17 protein-coding genes are annotated in these 19,259 nt (G+C 65.1%); 5 read left to right on the top strand and 12 right to left on the bottom strand.

Annotation, left to right across the window (positions count from 1 at the left end; translation table 11 throughout):
• Positions 1 to 54: 54 nt before the first annotated feature.
• Both HLG70_RS14500 and HLG70_RS14505 read right to left on the bottom strand, forming a co-directional pair.
• Positions 55 to 525: a DUF1854 domain-containing protein gene (locus HLG70_RS14500; protein WP_171664129.1), complete on the bottom strand. Its 471-nt coding sequence runs from the start codon at positions 523 to 525 to the stop codon at positions 55 to 57.
• A 21-nt stretch (positions 526 to 546) separates the two neighbouring features.
• Positions 547 to 2,832, bottom strand: a complete 2,286-nt coding sequence (locus HLG70_RS14505; protein ID WP_171664130.1) for an ABC transporter ATP-binding protein — start codon at positions 2,830 to 2,832, stop codon at positions 547 to 549.
• A gap of 259 nt (positions 2,833 to 3,091) precedes the next feature.
• On the opposite strand from HLG70_RS14505, the gene cphA (HLG70_RS14510) reads away from it, so the two are divergent.
• The 5 genes from cphA (HLG70_RS14510) (at position 3,092) to HLG70_RS14530 (ending at position 9,694) form a co-directional block, all read left to right on the top strand.
• A complete protein-coding gene (cphA, locus tag HLG70_RS14510) occupies positions 3,092 to 5,707 on the top strand; it encodes a cyanophycin synthetase (RefSeq protein ID WP_171664131.1) in 2,616 nt (871 codons plus the stop codon).
• A gap of 63 nt (positions 5,708 to 5,770) precedes the next feature.
• Positions 5,771 to 8,341, top strand: coding sequence for a cyanophycin synthetase (gene cphA, locus HLG70_RS14515; RefSeq protein WP_171664132.1), 2,571 nt, complete (start codon positions 5,771 to 5,773; stop codon positions 8,339 to 8,341).
• A gap of 546 nt (positions 8,342 to 8,887) precedes the next feature.
• Positions 8,888 to 9,088, top strand: a complete 201-nt coding sequence (locus HLG70_RS14520; protein WP_171664133.1) for a CsbD family protein — start codon at positions 8,888 to 8,890, stop codon at positions 9,086 to 9,088.
• 27 nt (positions 9,089 to 9,115) lie between these two features.
• Entirely contained in the window at positions 9,116 to 9,280 is a 165-nt protein-coding gene (locus HLG70_RS14525) for a DUF1328 domain-containing protein (protein ID WP_082586272.1), read from the top strand.
• Positions 9,281 to 9,355: 75 nt separating this feature from the next.
• Positions 9,356 to 9,694, top strand: a complete 339-nt coding sequence (locus HLG70_RS14530; protein ID WP_171664134.1) for a BON domain-containing protein — start codon at positions 9,356 to 9,358, stop codon at positions 9,692 to 9,694.
• A 97-nt stretch (positions 9,695 to 9,791) separates the two neighbouring features.
• Here the strand turns inward: HLG70_RS14530 and HLG70_RS14535 are convergent, their stop codons facing one another.
• The 10 genes from HLG70_RS14535 to HLG70_RS14580 form a co-directional block, all read right to left on the bottom strand.
• Positions 9,792 to 10,664 carry a PhzF family phenazine biosynthesis protein gene (locus HLG70_RS14535; protein ID WP_171664135.1) on the bottom strand — a complete coding sequence of 291 codons (873 nt, stop codon included), beginning with the start codon at positions 10,662 to 10,664 and terminating at the stop codon, positions 9,792 to 9,794.
• A 76-nt stretch (positions 10,665 to 10,740) separates the two neighbouring features.
• Positions 10,741 to 12,138 carry a 4Fe-4S binding protein gene (locus HLG70_RS14540; RefSeq protein WP_171664136.1) on the bottom strand — a complete coding sequence of 466 codons (1,398 nt, stop codon included), beginning with the start codon at positions 12,136 to 12,138 and terminating at the stop codon, positions 10,741 to 10,743.
• A gap of 40 nt (positions 12,139 to 12,178) precedes the next feature.
• On the bottom strand, positions 12,179 to 13,027 hold the full coding sequence (locus HLG70_RS14545) for an FTR1 family iron permease (RefSeq protein ID WP_171664137.1): 849 nt from the start codon (positions 13,025 to 13,027) through the stop codon (positions 12,179 to 12,181).
• A 14-nt stretch (positions 13,028 to 13,041) separates the two neighbouring features.
• A complete protein-coding gene (locus HLG70_RS14550; protein ID WP_349773884.1) occupies positions 13,042 to 13,395 on the bottom strand; it encodes a cupredoxin domain-containing protein in 354 nt (117 codons plus the stop codon).
• Between the two features lie 2 nt (positions 13,396 to 13,397).
• A complete protein-coding gene (locus tag HLG70_RS14555; protein WP_171664138.1) occupies positions 13,398 to 13,934 on the bottom strand; it encodes an iron transporter in 537 nt (178 codons plus the stop codon).
• Positions 13,935 to 14,151: 217 nt separating this feature from the next.
• Complete coding sequence (gene phaR / locus HLG70_RS14560; protein WP_171664139.1) at positions 14,152 to 14,730, bottom strand: polyhydroxyalkanoate synthesis repressor PhaR; 579 nt, start codon at positions 14,728 to 14,730, stop codon at positions 14,152 to 14,154.
• 119 nt (positions 14,731 to 14,849) lie between these two features.
• Positions 14,850 to 15,587 (bottom strand): acetoacetyl-CoA reductase, encoded by a 738-nt coding sequence (gene phbB, locus HLG70_RS14565; RefSeq protein ID WP_171664140.1) that lies wholly within the window; start codon positions 15,585 to 15,587, stop codon positions 14,850 to 14,852.
• Between the two features lie 78 nt (positions 15,588 to 15,665).
• Positions 15,666 to 17,303, bottom strand: coding sequence for a class I poly(R)-hydroxyalkanoic acid synthase (gene phaC / locus HLG70_RS14570; protein WP_171664141.1), 1,638 nt, complete (start codon positions 17,301 to 17,303; stop codon positions 15,666 to 15,668).
• 123 nt (positions 17,304 to 17,426) lie between these two features.
• Positions 17,427 to 18,191: a peptidoglycan editing factor PgeF gene (gene pgeF, locus HLG70_RS14575; RefSeq protein WP_171664142.1), complete on the bottom strand. Its 765-nt coding sequence runs from the start codon at positions 18,189 to 18,191 to the stop codon at positions 17,427 to 17,429.
• Positions 18,179 to 19,198: an RluA family pseudouridine synthase gene (locus HLG70_RS14580; protein ID WP_171664143.1), complete on the bottom strand. Its 1,020-nt coding sequence runs from the start codon at positions 19,196 to 19,198 to the stop codon at positions 18,179 to 18,181. The genes pgeF and HLG70_RS14580 overlap by 13 nt, the downstream gene beginning before the upstream one ends.
• Positions 19,199 to 19,259: the final 61 nt, after the last annotated feature.

Raw genomic sequence — 19,259 nt, forward strand, 5'->3', positions numbered from 1 at the left:
CGCCCTCCCGGGGGTGTCAGACACCGTCGCAGGCGGACCTGCCGAAACAGCGAATCAAAGGAACCGGTCCAGCAGCTTGCGGCTGTGCTTGTCGAGCGACTGGATGTCGCGCACCAGATAGAAGATGCCGTGGTTGTCGGCGATCAGCAGCGTTTGCGGGCTCAGGCGGCGGATGTCCTCTTCGCCGCGCAGCGTGAAGGACGTGGGCCCCCGGTCGGTCTCGACCTTCCAGGTGCTGGGCGTGGCGTAAGTCGACACGCTTGCCAGCTTGCGGATCTCGGGCATGAATTCCCGGCCGGCAAGCTCTTCCTCGATCAGCGCGCGTTGGGCGGCCGGCACATCCGACAGGTGTTCGATCCAGACCAGCTCGTGTCCGTCGCTGGTGACCAGAGACAGGCCGCGGCCCGCTTCGCTGATGGGAAAGGCGCGCACGGGGATGACCCCTTCGTGCGACTCCCCGTCGGCGGATTGAAACTCCAGGCGCCCGAAGGCATTGCGACGCAACTGAAAAGACGGCAATGTCATGAGGATAATCCTGGTTCCGCGTCAGGCCACGGCGGCCATGTCTTCGCTGCCCGACGCTTGCGCATCGGCTTCGGCCTGGCGCGCTTGCGCCTGGTAGAGGCGATAGTAGGCGCCCTCGCGGGCCATCAGATCTTCGTGGGGTCCCTGCTCCACGATCTGCCCACGGTCCAGCACCACCAGCCGGTCCGCCTTGCGCAGCGTGCTCAGGCGGTGGGCGATGGCGATCGTGGTGCGGCCGCGCACCAGATTGTCCAGGGCCTTCTGGATTTCCTTTTCGGTCGTGGTGTCCACCGACGAAGTGGCTTCGTCAAGGATCAGGATGCGCGGGTCGATCAGCAGCGCGCGGGCGATCGAGATGCGCTGGCGTTCGCCGCCGGACAGCGCCTGTCCGCGTTCGCCCACCAGCGAGTCATAGCCGTGCGGCAGCCGCAGGATGAATTCGTGCGCATGGGCGGCGCGCGCCGCGGCCACGATCTCATCGCGCGTGGCGTCGGGCTTGCCGTAGGCGATGTTCTCGGCGATGGTGCCGAAGAACAGGAACGGCTCTTGCAGCACCAGGCCGATGTTGCGGCGATAGTCCGCCACGCGCACCGAACGGATGTCGGCGCCGTCGACCAGCACCGCGCCCTCAGACACGTCATAGAAGCGGCAGATCAGGTTGATCAGCGTGCTCTTGCCCGAGCCGCTATGACCCACCAGGCCGATCATCTCGCCCGGTGCGATCGTCAGGTTCAGGCCGCGGATAACCTGGCGGTTGCCATAGCGGAAGCCCACGTCGCGCAATTCGATACGGCCGTTGATATGCGGCAGCTTGGCCGGGTTCTGCGGCTCCGGCACGCTGGAGACATGGTCCAGGATGTCGAAGATGCGCTTGGCCCCGGCCGCGGCCTTCTGCGTGACCGAGACGATGCGGCTCATCGAATCCAGGCGCATGTAAAAGCGCCCGATGTATGCCAGGAACGCGGCCAGCACGCCCACGGTGATCTGCTTTTGGGACACCTGCCAGATGCCGAAGATCCACACCACCAGGAGGCCCACTTCGGTCAACAGGGTGACGGTGGGCGAGAACAGCGACCAGGTCGTGTTGACCCGGTCGTTGACTTCCAGGTTGCGGTTGTTGGCTTCGCGAAAGCGCGCGACCTCGCGCTTTTCCTGGGCAAACGCCTTGACCACGCGGATGCCTGGGATGGTGTCGGCCAGCACGTTGGTGATCTCGGACCAGATGCGGTCGACCTTCTCGAAACCATGCCGCAGGCGGTCGCGCACGGCATGGATCATCCAGATGATGAAGGGCAGCGGCACCAGCGTGACCAGGGCTAGCCACGGGTTGATGGTCACCAGGATGACCGCCGTCATGACGATCATCAGGATGTCGGTGGCGAAGTCCAGCAGGTGCAGCGACAGGAACACGCAGATGCGGTCGGTCTCGCTGCCGATGCGCGAGATCAGGTCGCCCGTGCGCTTGCCGCCGAAGTATTCCAGCGACAGCTGCTGCAAATGTTCATAGGTGGTGGTGCGCAGGTCGGCGCCGATCCGTTCGCTGACCCAGGCCAGGATGTAGGTCCGGGCCCAGCCCAGGCCCCATGCCAGGAAAGCCGATCCCAGCAGGCCGCTCAGGTAGAGGCGGACCTTGCCATAGTCGATTGGCGCGCCGTTCTGGAACGGAATCAGCACATCGTCCATCAGCGGCATGGTGAGGTACGGCGGCACCAGGGTGGCGGCCGTGCCCAGCAGGGTCAGGAAGAAACCCGCCAGCAAGGGACCGCGATAAGGCCTGGCAAAACGCCACAGCCGCAGCAGCGCCCAGGTGGAGGACGGCGCCGCCTGCTCCTGGTTGCACGTAGGGCATTCTTCCTCGCCTGCGGGAATGACGTTATTACAGATGGTGCAGGTGCGTTCCGCCAGCTCTTCCGCCTGACAGCCGGACAAACGGATGGACTGCTGGGTCTCGAACTGGGCCAAAAGGCGCAGGGCGGCCGGGTTGCGGGCCAGCGTAAAGCGCCAGATCGCCAGGCGGCCGGCTTCGTCGTGCAACTCCAGCACGGCGGCGCCCGCATGGTCGGTCAGGTTGAGCTTTAATTGGGGGCCATATGCCCACGACTCCCAGCGCGTATCGTCGGGATTGCGGGCAAGCAAGCGCTGATCGGTGACCGCGATCAGGCCAGGTTGGAACTTCAAACGCTGATCCAGGTCTATTTCGACCCAGGCCAACAAGGTTTCGTCATCCGCCAGTTCAGCGCGGATTTCATCCCGCCAGCGGGCAGGAAAAGCATCGGCAAGGCCGGAAAGCAGGTGTGGTTTTTTCATTGGAACGCATACCGGGCCAGGACTCTGCCCTACTAGGCGGCAACCGGTTTGACGCCAACGGCGGCAAACGTGTCCCTTCCTTACAACACAACGAGTTCACGCCTTGAAGGCGTCGTATAGTATCAGCCGATTTTTCTAATTAGGAATATCTGGGATCCCCCACTCGTTGGCATTATTCTAAAGGCGCAACCCCAATAAATTCGCGGTCTTGCATAGGGGCGTCCGCGCGTGCCAACCTGCTTCTCAAGTAAATTAAAACATGAAAAAGAAAGACATTGAATTTCTCGATGTCGTGGCTTTGCGCGGCCCGAACATTTGGACGTATCGCCCGGTCCTTGAAGCATGGGTGGATATCGGAGAACTGGAGGATTACCCCTCCAACACGATTCCCGGGTTTTATGAGCGCCTGACCGAATGGCTGCCGACCTTGATCGAGCACCGTTGCAGCCCCGGAGTACGGGGCGGTTTTCTGGCCCGCCTGAAAGAAGGCACCTGGCCCGGTCACATTCTTGAGCATGTCACCCTGGAACTGCAAAACCTGGCCGGCCTGCGCGGCGGTTTCGGCAAGGCCCGGGAAACCTCCACGCGCGGCGTCTACAAGGTCGTCGTGCGCGCCTGGCAGGAACAGGTCACCCGTACCGCGCTGAACGAAGCCCGCGACCTGGTCATGGCCGCCATCGAAGACCGCCCGTTCGATGTGCCCGCCGCCATCTCGAAGCTGCGCAGCCAGATCGACCGCCACTGCCTCGGACCCAGCACCGCCTGCATCGTGGATGCGGCCGATGACCGCGACATTCCCTATATCCGCCTGTTCGAGGGCAACCTCGTGCAGTTCGGCTACGGTTCGGCCCAGCGCCGCATCTGGACGGCCGAGACCGACCGCACCAGCGCCATCGCCGAGGGCATTTCGCGCGACAAGGACCTGACCAAGGAACTCCTGTCGACTTGCGGCGTGCCGGTGCCGGAAGGCCGCCTGGTCAAAAGCGAGGAAGACGCCTGGGACGCAGCCGAGGACATCGGCCTGCCCGTGGTCGTGAAGCCTTATGACGGCAATCACGGCCGGGGGGTGTTCACCAACCTGACAACGCGTGAAGAGGTGGTTTCCGCCTACCGCGTGGCCGTGGACGAAGGCAGCGGCGTGATCGTCGAACGCTTCGTGCTGGGCAACGAGCATCGCCTTCTGGTGGTCGGCAACCGCATGGTGGCCGCCGCCGCCGGCGAGCCCGCCTGGGTGACGGGCGATGGCAAGTCCACCGTCATCGAACTGATCGACAGCCAGATCAACACCGATCCGCGTCGCGGCCGGACCGAGAATCATCCGCTCAACCCGGTGCGCCTGGATTCCGCCGCCCGCCTGGAAATCGCCCGCCAGGGCCTGTCCGAAGACAGCGTGCCGCCCGATGGCCAGCGCGTGCTGGTGCAGCGCAGCGGCAACGTTGCCTTCGACGTGACCGACCGCGTCCACCCCAGCATCGCGGCCACCGTGACGCTGGCCGCCCGCATCGTTGGCCTGGACATCGCCGGCGTGGACCTGGTGGCCGAGGACATCACCCGCCCCCTGGATGAACAGCGCGGCGCCATTGTCGAAGTCAACGCCGGCCCGGGCCTCTTGATGCACCTGAAGCCCGCGGATGGCACCCCGCGTCCGGTGGGCCGCGCCATCGTCGACCACCTGTTCCCCGAGGGCGACGCAGGCCGGATTCCCATCGTGGGCGTGACCGGCACCAACGGCAAGACCGTCGTGGCCCGTCTGGTGGCGCGTCTGCTGCACCTGTCGGGCAAACGCACCGGCCTGGCCTGCAGCGAAGGACTCTACCTGGACCGCCGCCTGGTGCAAAAGGGCGACCGCGCCGACTACGCCTCGGGCACGCGGCTGCTGATGAACCGCAACGTGGATGCCGCCGTCATCGAAAACGACAGCGGCGTGATCCTGGGCCAGGGCCTGGCCTACGACCGCTGCCAGGTGGGCGTGGTCACCAACATCGACGACGCCGACCATCTGGGCGACTACGACATCAATGAAACGGAGCGCATGTTCAACGTGTTCCGCACCCAGGTGGATGTGGTTCTGCCCAGTGGCGCCGCGGTGTTGAACGCGCGCGATCCGCGCGTGGTCGAAATGGCCGAACTCTGCGACGGCACCGTGATTTTCTTCGGCATCGATCCCGAGTTGCCCGCCATTGCCGCCCACCTGCAGCAGGACGGCCGCGCCGTGTTCGTGCGCGACGGCAGCATCGTGCTGGCGCAAGGCTCGCAAGAGGAGCGGCTGGCCGATGTGGCCGCCATTCCGCTGACCCACGGCGGACGCGTGGCCTTCCAGGTCGAGAACGTGCTGGCGGCCGTGGGCACGGCCTGGGCGCTGGATATTCCCGTGGAACTGATCCGCGCCGGCATCGAAACCTTCGATATCGACCAGGCGGACGCTCCGTGGCAGTTCACCTTGTTCGAGCGCAACGGCAGCACGGTGGTCGTGGACGACGTGCACAACGCGTCGGCGCTGCGCCCGCTGATCGCCGCGATCGACCAGTTCCCGTCGACGACGCGCGCCGCGGTCTACTCGGCAGGCGCGGACCGGCGCGACGCGGACCTGATCGAACAGGGCAAGCTGCTCGGCGACGCCTTCGACCGTGTCGTGCTCTATGACGACATGACCGTGCGCAGCAAGCGGCCCGAAGGCCAGGCGCGCGCGCTGTTGCGCCAGGGCCTGGCGCAAGGCAGCCGAGTCAAGGATATCCAGGAAGAGCCCGATCACGGCAAGGCCATCGAAAGCCTGCTGGACGGCATCGGGGCGGGAGACTTCGTCCTGCTTCAATCCGACGAGGCATTCTCCGGCCCCACCATCGACCTGGTCCGCCGCTGGATTCAGCAACACTGACAATATCCGCGCGCGCCCGCGGCAATCCGCGGGCGCGCGCGTTAGACGACAGGAATACCTGCCATGGAAGTATCCCGTATCCGAGCACTGCGCGGCCCCAATCTCTGGAGCAAGAACACCGCGATCGAGGCCATCGTGTCCTGCGCCGACGCCGAATGCTCCATCGACAACCTGCCCGAGTTCGAAGCCCGCCTGCGCGCGCGGCTGCCGCAAACCGGGCTGCTGCGCCCGGAAGGCCACCAGGACTCGGTGTCGATCGCCCATGTTCTGCAGATCGCCGCGCTGACGATGCAGGCGCACGCCGGCTGCCCCGTCACCTTCGGCCGCACCGCCTCAACCATCGAGCCCGGCATATTCCAGGTGGTGGTGGAATACAGCGAGGAAGAAGTCGGCAAGCTGGCGATGGAACTGGCGCAAGCGCTGGTGCGCGCCGCGCTGGACGACACCCCGTTCGACATCGGCGACGCCTTGAAGCGCCTGCGTGAACTGGACGAAGACGTGCGCCTGGGCCCCAGCACCGGTTCCATCGTGAACGCCGCCGTCGTGCGCAACATTCCGTACCGTCGCCTGACCCAGGGCAGCATGGTGCAGTTCGGCTGGGGCAGCAAGCAGCGCCGCATCCAGGCCGCCGAAACGGACCTGACCAGCGCCATCTCGGAATCCATCGCGCAAGACAAGGACCTGACGAAGATGCTGCTGGACGCCGCCGGCGTGCCGGTGCCGATGGGCCGTTCCGTCACCAGCGCCGAAGAGGCCTGGGCCGCGGCCCAGGAACTGAACGGCCCGGTGGTGGTCAAGCCGCGCGACGGCAGCCAGGGCCGCGGCGTCGCCGTCAACATCGAGACGCGCGAGCGCGTGATCCAGGCCTTCGAAGTGGCCGAGGAAATCAGCTCCGAAGTCATCGTCGAGCGCTACATCCCCGGCCACGATTTCCGCCTTCTGGTCGTGGGCGGCGCGCTGGTGGCGGCGTCGCGCCGCGACCCGCCCCAGGTCACCGGCGACGGGCACCAGACCATCCGCCAACTGGTGGACCAAGTCAACTCGGACCCGCTGCGGGGCGACGGCCACGCTACCTCGCTGACCAAGATCCGTTTCGATGACATCGCCTTGGCAACGCTGCAGAAGCAGGGCTTCGACGCCGATTCCGTGCCGCCTTCCGGCACGCTGATTTTCCTGCGCAACAACGCCAACCTGAGCACCGGCGGCTCCGCCACCGACGTGACCGACGAGGTCCATCCCGAAATGGCGGCGCGCGCCGTGTCCGCGGCCCGCATGATTGGCCTGGACATCTGCGGCGTGGACGTCGTGGCGGAAAGCGTGCAGTACCCGCTGGAAGACCAGCATGGCGGCGTGGTGGAAGTCAATGCCGCCCCTGGCCTGCGCATGCACTTGAATCCCTCGTTCGGCAAGGGCCGTCCGGTGGGCGAAGCCATCATCTCGAACATGTACGCGGACGGCGACGACGGCCGCATTCCGGTTGTGGCCGTCGCCGGCACCAACGGCAAGACCACGACGGTGCGCCTGACCGCCCATCTCCTGGGCGCGGCCGGCAACCGCGTGGGCATGACGAACTCGGACGGCGTCTACGTGGACAACCTGCGCATCGACACGGGCGATTGCAGCGGCCCGCGCAGCGCGCGCAGCGTGCTGATGCACCCCGACGTGGACGCAGCCGTATTCGAAACGGCGCGCGGCGGCATCCTGCGCGAAGGCCTGGCATTTGACCGCTGCAACGTCGCCATCGTCACCAACATCGGCATGGGCGACCACCTGGGCCTGGGCTACATCAGCACGGTCGAAGACCTGGCGGTGGTCAAGCGCGTCATCGTCCAGCATGTGCATCCCTCGGGCACGGCCGTGCTGAACGCCGCCGATCCCATCGTGGCCGAAATGGCCGCGAGCTGCCCCGGCACCATCACCTACTTCGCCGAAGACCGCAACCACCCCGTGCTCGCGACCCATCGCGCGCAAGGCCTGCGCTCGGTGTATCGCGACGGCGATGCGATCGTGGCGGCGCAGGGCCCCGAAGAGGTGCGCTTCCCGCTGGCCGCGATTCCGCTCACGCGCAATGGCACGATCACGTTCCAGGTGGAAAACGCCATGGCGTCGATCGCAGCGGCCTGGGCGCTGAACCTGGACTGGGACATCATCCGCCGCGGCCTGGCCACCTTCGTCAACGATGCCCAGACCGCCCCCGGCCGCTTCAACGTGTTCGACCATCGCGGCGCGACGGTGATCGCGGACTACGGCCACAACCCCGACGCGATCCTTGCGCTGGTGCGCGCGGTGGACGCCATGCCCTCCAAGCGGCGCTCGGTCGTCATCAGCGGCGCGGGCGACCGGCGCGATGAAGACATCCGCATGCAGACGGAGATCCTGGGCTCGGCCTTCGACGATGTGCTGCTCTACCAGGACCAATGCCAACGCGGCCGCGCCGATGGCGAGGTGCTGGCGCTGCTGCAGCAGGGCCTGGTCGGCGCCAGCCGCACCAAGCACATCGAGGAAATCCACGGCGAATTCCTGGCGATCGACACGGCGCTCTCGCGCCTGAACGCCGGCGACCTGTGCCTGATCCTGGTGGACCAGGTGGAAGAAGCACTGGACCATATCGCCAAGCGCATCGCGCAAGCCTGAGGCGCGCGGGTGAAATAAAACGGGGCGCTCAGGCGCCCCGTTTCTTTTCCTGCATGCAGCGCCTAGCCGTGAGGCGACGCCACCGGCGCCTGCGCCTGGTACCTGTCCGTCACGTGCGTGCAGCCCACGGCAGCCATGGCGCCCAGCGCCAGCAAAATAGCGCTGCAAAGTCGTTTCGTCATGCGTGCCCTCTCCGTTTCCGTGTCGAACCGCCAGCCGGGTTCCGTCAGGACTATACCGGCATGCGCCCCGCCGAGCCAACCGCCCTTCCCGCTTGCTCAGCAGATCCCGTTACGAGCGACGCTCGAAAGGGGACAAAACATTGCTGAAATGTAACTCCCACATCTAGTACGGCTGCTAGCTTCCCTCGTCGCGGATCGCGTCTTTTTGACCACCCGCCGCAGTTACATTTGCCCACAGCCAGGTTTGACAGGGCGCCAGCGCGACTCGTACGGTAGGGACTAGCTGATCAGTGTCCAACTCAACCGCGATTGCAGGACTTATAGGCCATAAGCCTGACGCCGCAAAGCAAACAGAGAGGTCACCATGAATAACGACATCATCGCCGGCAAGTGGAAGCAACTAGCGGGCAAGGCCAAAGCGGCCTGGGGTGAACTCACCGACGACGAGTTGACCCGTACGGAAGGGAACGCCGAACGCCTGGCTGGCCTGGTCCAGGAGCGCTACGGCAAGACCAAGGAAGAAGCGCAAAAGGAAGTCCGGGACTTCTTTGACCGCAATCCCTGATCCGTTCAACCACCAGGAGAAGCTGACATGCTGCATTACGCCGTAGTTTTCTTCGTCATCGCCATCATCGCGGCTGTCCTGGGTTTCGGCGGCATCGCCGCCGGCGCCGCGGGGATCGCCAAGGTCCTGTTCTTCGTCTTCCTGGTTTTGGCACTGCTGTCCATTCTGGGCGGCGCCTTCCGCAAGAAATAGAACACGTATCCAAGAATTCATTGAAAGCCTTTGCGTCTTGAACGCGCTGAACCACCACTAACAAGGAGCATTACTATGGAACTTCGCAAGCTGATCGCCGCCGCCGCACTGGGCACGGGCGCTGTCTTCACTTCCATGGCTTTTGCCGCCAACGACGGCAAGCCTAAACAGTCCGTGGGTGAATACGCGTCCGACGCCACCGTGACCACCAAGGTCAAGGCCGCATTCGTGGCCGACAAGCAACTGAGCGCGCTGGAAATCGCCGTGGAAACCAATAACGGCGTTGCGACCCTGACGGGCAGCGTGGGCACTGCCGCTGAAGCCGATCATGCCGCCACCGTGGCGCGCGGCGTCGAAGGCGTCAAGCAGGTCATGAACAACATCAAGGTCGATCCCGCCAAGAACAGGAAGTAAGGACGGCCTCGTTCCAGACTGAAGCCTGAAGCAAAGCGGCGCCCGTGGTGACACGGGCGCCGCTTTTTCGTGGGCGGGCGGCCATGGCCGCCAGGCCTTACAGCGTCACGGCGCCACGGCCGATTTCCAGTGCGCGTCCGCCCACCTGGATCCGGCCATCGGCGGAAACGTCCAGCAGCAGGCGGCAGGGCCGGCCCATCTGGTCGCCTTGCTGGACCAGGATGCTGGCCGGCAGCGGGTACTGCCGGTGCTGCAGCCAGCCACCCAGGTTGGCGCAGGCCGAACCGGTGCCCGCATCCTCATCGACACCCCCGCCCGCTTTGGCGAAAAAGTACCTGGCCACCACCACCTGGCGACCGTCCTGCACGTGGCCTTCGTCGAAGGCAAACACATACAGCGTCTTGCGGCCCAGGCTGCTGGCTTGCCAGCGGCCCAGCCGGGATGCGTCCGGCGCGGCCCGGCGCACGGCGTCCACGCTGGCCAGCGGCACCAGCAACTGGTCGGCGCCGGTATCCACCCAGATCGGATCGCCCAGCAGATCATCGGCACCCAGACCGACCAGGCCGGCGATCTCGGCGCGGTCCAGCTCGGGCCTGGCCGTGCGCACCCCATCGGGGCATGGCGCGGTGAAGGTCCAGGCGTCGGCGCTGGCCACCACGGGCACGATGCCGGCCTTGAATTCCAGCGTCAGCGCATCGCCCGTTTGCAGCAGGTCGCGCACGACCTGCGAGGTGCCGATGGTGGGATGACCCGCGAACTTCATCTCGTAGCCCGGCGTGAAGATGCGCACCCGCGCATCCGCGCGGTCCGAGGGCAGGATGAAAGTGGTTTCGGACAGGTTGAACTGCGCCGCCAGATTCAGCATGGTGGCGTCGTCCATGCCGCGCGCGTCTTCGAACACGCAAAGCTGATTGCCGCTGAAAGTGGAGGAAGCAAAAACGTTGAGTAGGCGAAACGCGTAAGTGGCCATGGCGAAACGAAAAGTGGGGGAAATGCCGGCGGTTCCGGCGCAACCCCAACTTTATCGCAGCGCCCGTGAAGACGGCCTACCAGATTGCGAAGAACAGCACCCAGGCCAGACAGAACGGCGCCAGACCCGCCGTCAGCACCAGCCCGGCAAGGCTCTTCCTGAACACGCTTGCCTGGCGTTGCTTGAGCAGGCGGGCAAACAGGCGCAGCGTCCAGAGCACCGCCAGGGTCAACAGCGTGAAGCGCACGGGCGTGGCCCACGCGGCTTGCACGCCTTCGTGCTTGAGCAGGTTGACCGTGGTGGCCGACAGGCCCAGGAACACGCCGATGCCGGCCGAGGGAATCAAGGCCTGGGCCAGCTTGTGCAGGCCGGGGCGGCCCCAACGGGTGGCGTGCGCGCCCGGCACAGGCGCCGCGGGCGCCAGGCGGTCGGCGATCCACAGCGACAGGAAGCTTGCGCCGCCGACGCAGATCGTGGCGCCGACGACGAACATCAGGATGCCCGCGCCATCCAGCCACGAGAAGCTGTCGTTCACGTCCGGATAATGCGTCAGGATGAACCAGGGCGCGTTATCCATCAGCGGCCACATGATGTCGCGTTCAACCAGCCAGGTCGCGGCCCATTGCTTGGCGGTCACGTACCAGGGGCTGGCGCTCCAGAGGAACGCGCCCATGGCGATACCCATCAGCCCAAAGCACAACAGCGCCGTCTGCCAGGGATCGCCCTCGGTCACGTGCACGATCTCTTCTTCGGGCGAACGCGGCGTCAGCGCGATCGCGCCGCGATAGCCGCTGCACCGGCCACAGACGTGACAGTCCCCCGCGCCCTTCATGTGGCGCAACGGCACCAGCGGCGCGCAGTTGATGGGTTCGATGCGGATGACCGGATGGCGCCACTTCTCTTCGTCGACCTTGAAGTGCCAGGGCGCCAGCTTGGCCAGCAGGTTGAAGACGCCATTGACCGGGCACAGGTACTTGCACCACACCCGCTTGCTGCGGCCATAGCGCCAGCCGACGATCATGGCGGCCACCGTGGACCCGCCCAGCACGGCCAGCACGGCCAGCGGATACTGATAAACGCTGACCAGTTGCCCGTAAATCGTCGTCAGCGCAAACGCAACGAAGGGCCAGCCGCCCCAGCGCATCCATTTCGGGATCGCGCGGCCCTGCCCGCGCTCGCTTGCCCATTCCGTCAGCATGCCTTCGGGGCAGAGCCAGCCACACCAGGCGCGGCCCAGGATCGGCATGGAGATCAGCACGAACGGCCACCACACGCCCCAGAACGCGAACTGCGCCACGATCGTCAGATTGTTGAAAACCGACGCCGTATTGTCCGGCAGCGGCAGCAGCGCCGGCACGATCAAAAGGAAAGCGTACATCGCGACAATGCCCCACTGCAGCTTGCGCAACAGCGGGGCATGGTCACGGAGAAAGTCGGCGATACGGGAGGTTGCCCTCCCGAGTGCAGCTGCCATGGTCAAACCTTCAAATATTCCATCCGGCAAAAAACCGGAATCAGGATGCTCCCCGGGCCGCCGGAACCGGGGCGGGCTTGCCGCCCACCCAGCGCAGCAGCGCCCAGACAACAATCCAGTAAGCCACCCACAACAAGACCGAGATCAGGGCAGGCAGGGCGCGGTAGCCGGCGAAGTCGGCAAGCACCTTGCCGAAACCGGTGCTGTCGCTCAACAGCCACGAACTGTCCCAGACGGGGTCCACGATGGTCGGCAGGACATCCAGCGAAATCAGGTGATCCAGGCCGCCCACCAGCAGCGAACCGGCCAGCAGCAGCAGCAGAATTTCCGTCACGCGGAAGAAACGGCGCCACGTGATGAGCTTGCCGCCCAGTTGCAGCAGCCAGAACGTCAGCAGCGCCACCGCGAAGCCCGCCACGCCGGCCAGGGCCAGCATCATCATGTCGCTGCCGCCTTCGCCCGCCGACACGGTGCCGTACAGGAACACCACGGTTTCGCTGCCCTCGCGGGCCACGGCGATGGCCACCAGCACCAGCAGGCCCCACCAGTTGTCATTGGCGACCGAAGACCGCGCGCCGCTCTCGAGTTCACCCTTGAGCGTGCGGCCATGCTTCTTCATCCACACGACCATCTGCACCACCAGCGCGCACGCCGCCAGCGACATGATGGCCTGGAACCACTCCTGGCCTTCGTCGCTGAGCCAGGACGAGACGCCCAGCAGCACCAGCGCCAGCGCCACGGCCAGCCCCAGTCCCGCCGCGACGCCGCCCCACAGGTAGGGCAGCCCGCGCTTGCCTTCCGGCGTGGCGCGCAGCCACGTATACAGGATGCCGACCACCAGCAGGGCTTCTACGCTTTCGCGCCAGACGATGAAAAGTACCTGTTCCATGACTTGCTACCGCGTTATTCCTTGGGCTTGACGACCAAGGTGCCTTTCACGCTCTGGTGAAAGTCATCAAAAAAGGGATACTCGCCGGGACGCGAGATGGTGATCACCACGAAGGACTTCACCCCCGGTCCCAGTACTTTTTCCTTGCGCAGCGGAATGCTCTCGAATTCCACCGGCTCATTGCTCTCGTTGATGAGCTCAATCTTGAAACGGCCCGCCGGGACTTCCAGGGTGGCTGGCTCGAACGTGCCGTCCGGCTTGAACCGCAAGGTGAACGTGGGCAACTCGTCCGCCTGCGCGGGCGCCATGCCGGCTACGCCGGCCAGGCCGATCAGCAATGCGGCAATAACGCGAAGCAGGCGGCGCACGATCAGTAACCGCCCTTCTTGCCGGTGCCGGCGTAGACGAATTCATATTCCAGATCGAAAGGCTCGAACCACGGGCCCACGCCCGTTTCCTTGTCGACATGGCGACCGAAATGGCTCATCTTGTCCGCGGTCGGCGGCAGGATCGAATACTTCAGCTTGTACTTGCCGGGGCCTTCCAGCTTGACGTTCTCGCCATAGTGCGGACCATCGTTGGCGACCATGGGCATGAAGGTGCCTTTCTGCACATTCTGGCTGCCGACCTTCTGGATTTCATAGTTCACGACCAGGTAGGGCACCCACTCGCCTTCCGGGAAACCCGTCTTGTTGCCGGCGGTGGCGTGAATGTCGGCCTCAAGGTGAACGTCGGAGTCCTTGGCGGGACGCATCATTCCGGGAGGATCCATTTCGATCGGCTGCAGGTAGACCGCGCCGATTTCCATGCCACCCTTTTCTACCGGCTTGCCGATGGGGTACTCCGCCGCTTGGGCAGCGGACACGCTCAAAGCAACAATGGCCAGCGCCAAGGCTTTCTTGATCATGTGCATAATCCTTGAGACACAAATGAAGGCAGCGGCTCCAAAACACAAACAAGAACCGTTTGCATTAATGTATCGGATTTTGCTGACATGACCCTGAACCTGAAAGCCTAAAAAGTGTGGGATCATTGCGCTGAATCAAACAGAAAAAAACCGGCGCGGCTCTCGCCGCACCGGTTTTCAAGCAGGACACGAGCCCAGGGGCCCGTCCCTGTTCTGTCTATTTGCGTCCGGTTCCGGGCGTTCCGCCGGGTGTGCCCCCGGGCGTGAACGGGAAGGTCGAGAACATCGCACGCGTCTGATCCTGCATCTGGTCCTGCATCTGCACGAACAGGTTTTTGCTCTGGTCGATGTAGTTGTTCATCATGTTCTGCAGCATGGGCGTCTGCACGTTCATGAACTGCGTCCAGGCCTCGGGGCCGAACTGGCTTCCGTACAGGCCCTTGGACTGCTCGGCCATGCGTTGCTGGATCTCCATGAATGCCTGGATGTTCTTTTCCAGGTAGGAACCCATGATGCCCTGCATGGCATGGCCGTAGAAACGGATGATCTGCGACAGCATGTTCGAGGAGAACATGGGCATGCCGCCGCTTTCCTCTTCAAGAATGATCTGCAGGAGGATGCTGCGCGTGAGGTCTTCGCTGCTCTTGGCGTCGACGACCTGGAATTCTTCATTGGCCAGGACCAGTTGCTTGACATCTGCCAGGGTGATGTAGGTGCTGGTCCGGGTGTCGTATAAACGACGGTTGGGGTACTTTTTAATCAGGCGCAGGCTGGCGCCGGTTTGTGCTTGCGTCATGTTTGTCCCCGGATCGGGCGATCTCTTAGGCTTCGAATAAGGTGGAGTGTAATGCCGGACGGCCCTCTCCCCGAGGCCATCCGGCGCCGATGGGCCGCCCGGTGGCGGCCCACGATACGTCAGCCCATGTGCAGGCCGCCGTTGAGCGAGAAATCCGCTCCAGTCGAAAAGCCGGACTCGTCCGATGCGAGCCAGGACGTCATGGACGCAATTTCCTCAGGCGTGCCAAGGCGGCGCACCGGAATCGTGGCAACGATCTTCTCGAGCACGTCTGGGCGGATGGCGCGGACCATGTCCGTGCCGATATAGCCCGGCGAAATCGTATTGACCGTGACACCCTTGCTGGCCACTTCCTGCGCCAGCGCCATGGTGAAACCATGGATGCCCGCCTTCGCCGTGGAGTAGTTGGTCTGGCCGAACTGCCCCTTCTGGCCATTCACCGAACTGATGTTGATGATGCGCCCCCACTGGCGTTCCACCATGCCCTCGATGACCTGCTTGGTCACATTGAACAGGCTGTTCAGGTTGGTGTCGATGACCGCGCGCCAATCGTCGGCTGTCATTTTCCGGAACAGCCCATCGCGGGTGATCCCCGCGTTGTTGACCAGCACGTCAACCGGACCCAGCTCTTTCGTGACCCGTTCGAATGCCTCGACCGTGGAGTCCCAATCGGACACGTTACCCACGGATGCATGGAACGTATAGCCCTGCGCGGCCTGTTCATCCAGCCATTGCTGATAGTTGCGGCTGGGGCCGCAACCTGCCACCACGCGAAAGCCATCCTTGGCCAAGCGCTGGCAAATAGAGGTGCCAATCCCGCCCATCCCGCCTGTTACGTAAGCCAGTTTTCCGCTCATTGGACTTCCTCCTGTGTGCGACGGACGCCTCGTTGATTAACTTTCTTATAGGTCCGGGATCGACCGCGTATTGCGGTGTCAGGCAGCCCGGACCTTCACGTACCTGCCAGGGGCCGGCTCGATCGGCCGGTGCTTGGCATTGCCTAATTTTTCACGCGCCTTGACCTGCTTGCCGGAATGGCCGGACAGCCACTCCGTCCAGTCGGGCCACCAGCTTCCCGGGTGCTCCGACGCCTGCTCGAACCACGCGTTGGGATCGCCAGGCAAGGGTTGGCCGGCCTGCTCCAGGGCGTCGGCCACCCAGTAGCTGCGACGCTTCTTGGCGGGCGGATTGACCACGCCGGCGATATGGCCGGACGCGCCCAGGACGAAACGCTGCGGCCCGCGCAGCACCTGCGTGGATGCGTAGGCGGACACCCACGGCACGATATGGTCTTCGCGGGATCCGAAGATATAAGCCGGCATCCGCAGCCGCGTCAGATCCAGCGGCTTGCCTGCGGCCTGCGCGCGGCCCGGCACCTTCAGGTTGTTCTCGAGGTAGGTATTGCGGAAATACCAGGAGAAGAAAGGTCCGGGAAGATTGGTGCTGTCACCGTTCCAGAACAGCAGGTCGAAGGGAGGCGGCTTCTGGCCCTTCAGGTAGTTGCCGACCACGTAGTTCCAGACCAGCTCGTTGGGCCGCAGGAACGAGAACGTGGTGGCCAGATCGCGTCCGGGCATCAAGCCGCCCTTGCCCAGCTGATGGTCGCGCAGCAGCGCGTGGGCCTCGTCGACGAAGACTTTCAGGACGCCGGTGTCGTGGAAATCCAGCAGCGAGGTCAGCAAGGTCAGCGAGGCCACGGGATGCTCGCCGCGCGCTTCGGCCAGGGCCAGCGCCGAGGCCAGCATGGTGCCGCCCACGCAGAAGCCCAGGGCGTTGACCTGCGGCTGCTTGGTGATGTCGCTGGCCACGCGCAGCGCCTGCAGCACGGCGTCGTCCAGGTAGTCGGACCAGGTGGCGCGGTCCACGCCGTCGGTGTCGCCGGCCACCGGGTTGCGCCACGAAATCAGGAACACCGTGTACCCCTGCGCGACCGCATGGCGCACAAAGGAGTTCTCGGGCTGCAGATCCAGGATGTAGAACTTGTTGATGTTCGGCGGCACGATGACCAGCGGCCGCTCGTGCACGGTGGCGGTCGAGGGCGTGTACTGGATCAGCTGGAACAGCATGTTCTCGAACACCACTTCGCCCGGCGTGGTGGCGACGTTGCGGCCGATCTCGAACTGCGACTCGTCGGTTTGCGTGATGCGGCCCTTCTTGACGTCGCCCAGCAGGTTCGCCAGGCCTTCGTTCAAGGCGCGGCCGGCGCTTTCCACGATGGATTGCTGGGCGTCCGGGTTCAGTGCCAGGAAGTTCGACGGAGACAGCGCATCGACCCATTGCATGATCGAAAAGCGCAGGCGGTCGCGCATGGGTTCACTGACCTGGGCGGCATCGACCATGCGCGACATGGCGCGGGCCGACAGCAGGTAGGTATGCGCCAGCAGCAGGTGCGAACCGTTGGCGGCCCAGGCATCGCCCGAGAACCGGCGGTCTGGCGGCGGCGCCAGCGCGCCGCGCCGGGCATCGTCGCAAAGGCGCTGCCATTCGCGAGAAAATTCGGCCTGGATGTCAGCCAGGACTTCCGGTGCCACGCTCACCGGAATGGGGCCTGCGGCGGAGAGATTGGCATTCACTTCGACACCTTGTTATCGAGACTTCGCGACTGATGTTGCATTCCGGGTACGGTACTGTCAATGCGGGTATACAAGGAGGGCCGCAAGAGTAGGACGCGGGGCGGCCCGCGGCCTTGCGCGGCGTCAAACCGGGGCTAGCCAGGCCAGCAAAGCCATGCGCCCGGTTTCGCCGTCGCGCCGATAGGAAAAGTAGCGGTCCGCCTGGGTCACGGTGCACATCCCGCTCAGCGACACCTCTTGTACCCCGGCGCGCCGCAGCCGGGAATCGGCCAATCCGGCGAGGTCGGCCAGCCATTTGCCGGCCATGCCGGGCCGCGGCGTGAAGTAGCGCCGGCTGGCCGGGTCGTCCGCCACGAAGGCATCCAGCACATCCTGCCCGACCTCGAATTCCCGCGGACCGATGCCCGGACCGACCCACGCGCGCCAACCCGAGGCGTGCGGCGCCTTGGCGCGCATGGCGGCCAGCGTATGTTCCAGCACCCCGCCCGACAGGCCGCGCCAGCCGGCGTGCGCCGCGCCCAGCACCTGGCCGCCGGCATCGGCGATGACCACGGGCAGGCAATCGGCCACCATGATGGCCAGCACGCGCCCGGGTTGAGCCGTGACGCTGGCGTCCGCGGCGGGTTCTTCCGGCACATCCGGCAGGTCGGCGTCCACGACCTCGCTGCCGTGGACCTGGCGCAGCCAAAGCGGATCGGAGGGCACGGCGGCGCGCACTCGGCGCCGGTTCTCGGCCACGGCATCGGGGTTGTCGCCCGCCCGCCGGCCCAGATTCAGGGAGTCATGCGGCGCCACGCCCACTCCGCCCGCCCGGGTCGTGCAGAAATAGTTCACGCCGGCCCATTCCGGGCCGGTCACCACCGGCAGCCCTGCAATCACGCGTTCCATGCAATGCTTTCCTGGACCTGAGCCATGTCGGCGGGTATGGCGGCGGCGAATTGGACCTCGCCGCTGCCGCCCGGATCGTCGAAATGCAGCGCGCGGGCGTGCAGCATCTGGCGCTGCGCTCCGGCGATGTTCTTGCCGCCGTAGATCGTGTCGGCCAGCAGCGGATGCCCCAGGCTGGCCATATGCACGCGGATCTGGTGGGTTCGGCCGGTTTCCAGGCGACACACGACTTCCGTGACGCGGCCTCCGGGATCCACCATGCCGCGGCGGGCCGGCGCGTAATTGGTGATGGCGGGCTTGGGCGCCACCGGCCGTTCGACGCTCATGCGCACGGGCACGCGCGGGTCGCGGCCGATGGCGCGATCCACCTTGCCGGGAGCGGCGATCCAGCCATGCGCCAGCGCCACGTATTCGCGGCCCATGCTGCGCGCCTGCAACTGGCGCACCAGATGGGTCTGGGCCGTGTCGTTGCGGGCCACCACCATCAAGCCGGAGGTGTCCTTGTCCAGCCGGTGCACGATGCCGGCGCGGGCGACCTGGACCAATTCGGGGTAGCGGTGCAGCAAGCCGTTGAGCAGCGTGCCGCTCCAGTTGCCGGCGCCCGGGTGGGTGACCAGCCCGGCGGGCTTGTTCACCACGATCCAGTCGGGACTTTCGGCCACGACGCCGAATTCCACGGGTTCGGGCGTGAAGGCTCGCGCATCGGGCGCGGGCTGGGCCCAGATGGTCAGGACGTCGCCCGGACCGACCGTCTGCCGGACTTTGCCGGGCGCGCCGTTGACCAGCACGTTGCCGGACTCGATCCACCCCTGCAGACGGTTGCGGGAATGGTCGGGCAACAACCCTGCCAGCACCTTGTCCAGCCGGTCGGCGCGCGTGGCGGACGGCACGGTTACAAGTTGCGGCTCCCCCCGCGGGGCGTCCGGGTTTTCGTCGGGGTTTTCGTCGGCTAGACCCAGGAGTTCGTCGTCAGAAACAAGATCTGGACTGGCGGCTGTATCAGACATGGAGACAAATCATATAATCAGCTTGCCATGCTAACACCAAGGATACGATTCTCGTGATTCA

The sequence above is a fragment of the Achromobacter deleyi genome (assembly GCF_013116765.2).
In the GTDB taxonomy this organism is placed as follows: domain Bacteria; phylum Pseudomonadota; class Gammaproteobacteria; order Burkholderiales; family Burkholderiaceae_B; genus Achromobacter; species Achromobacter deleyi_A.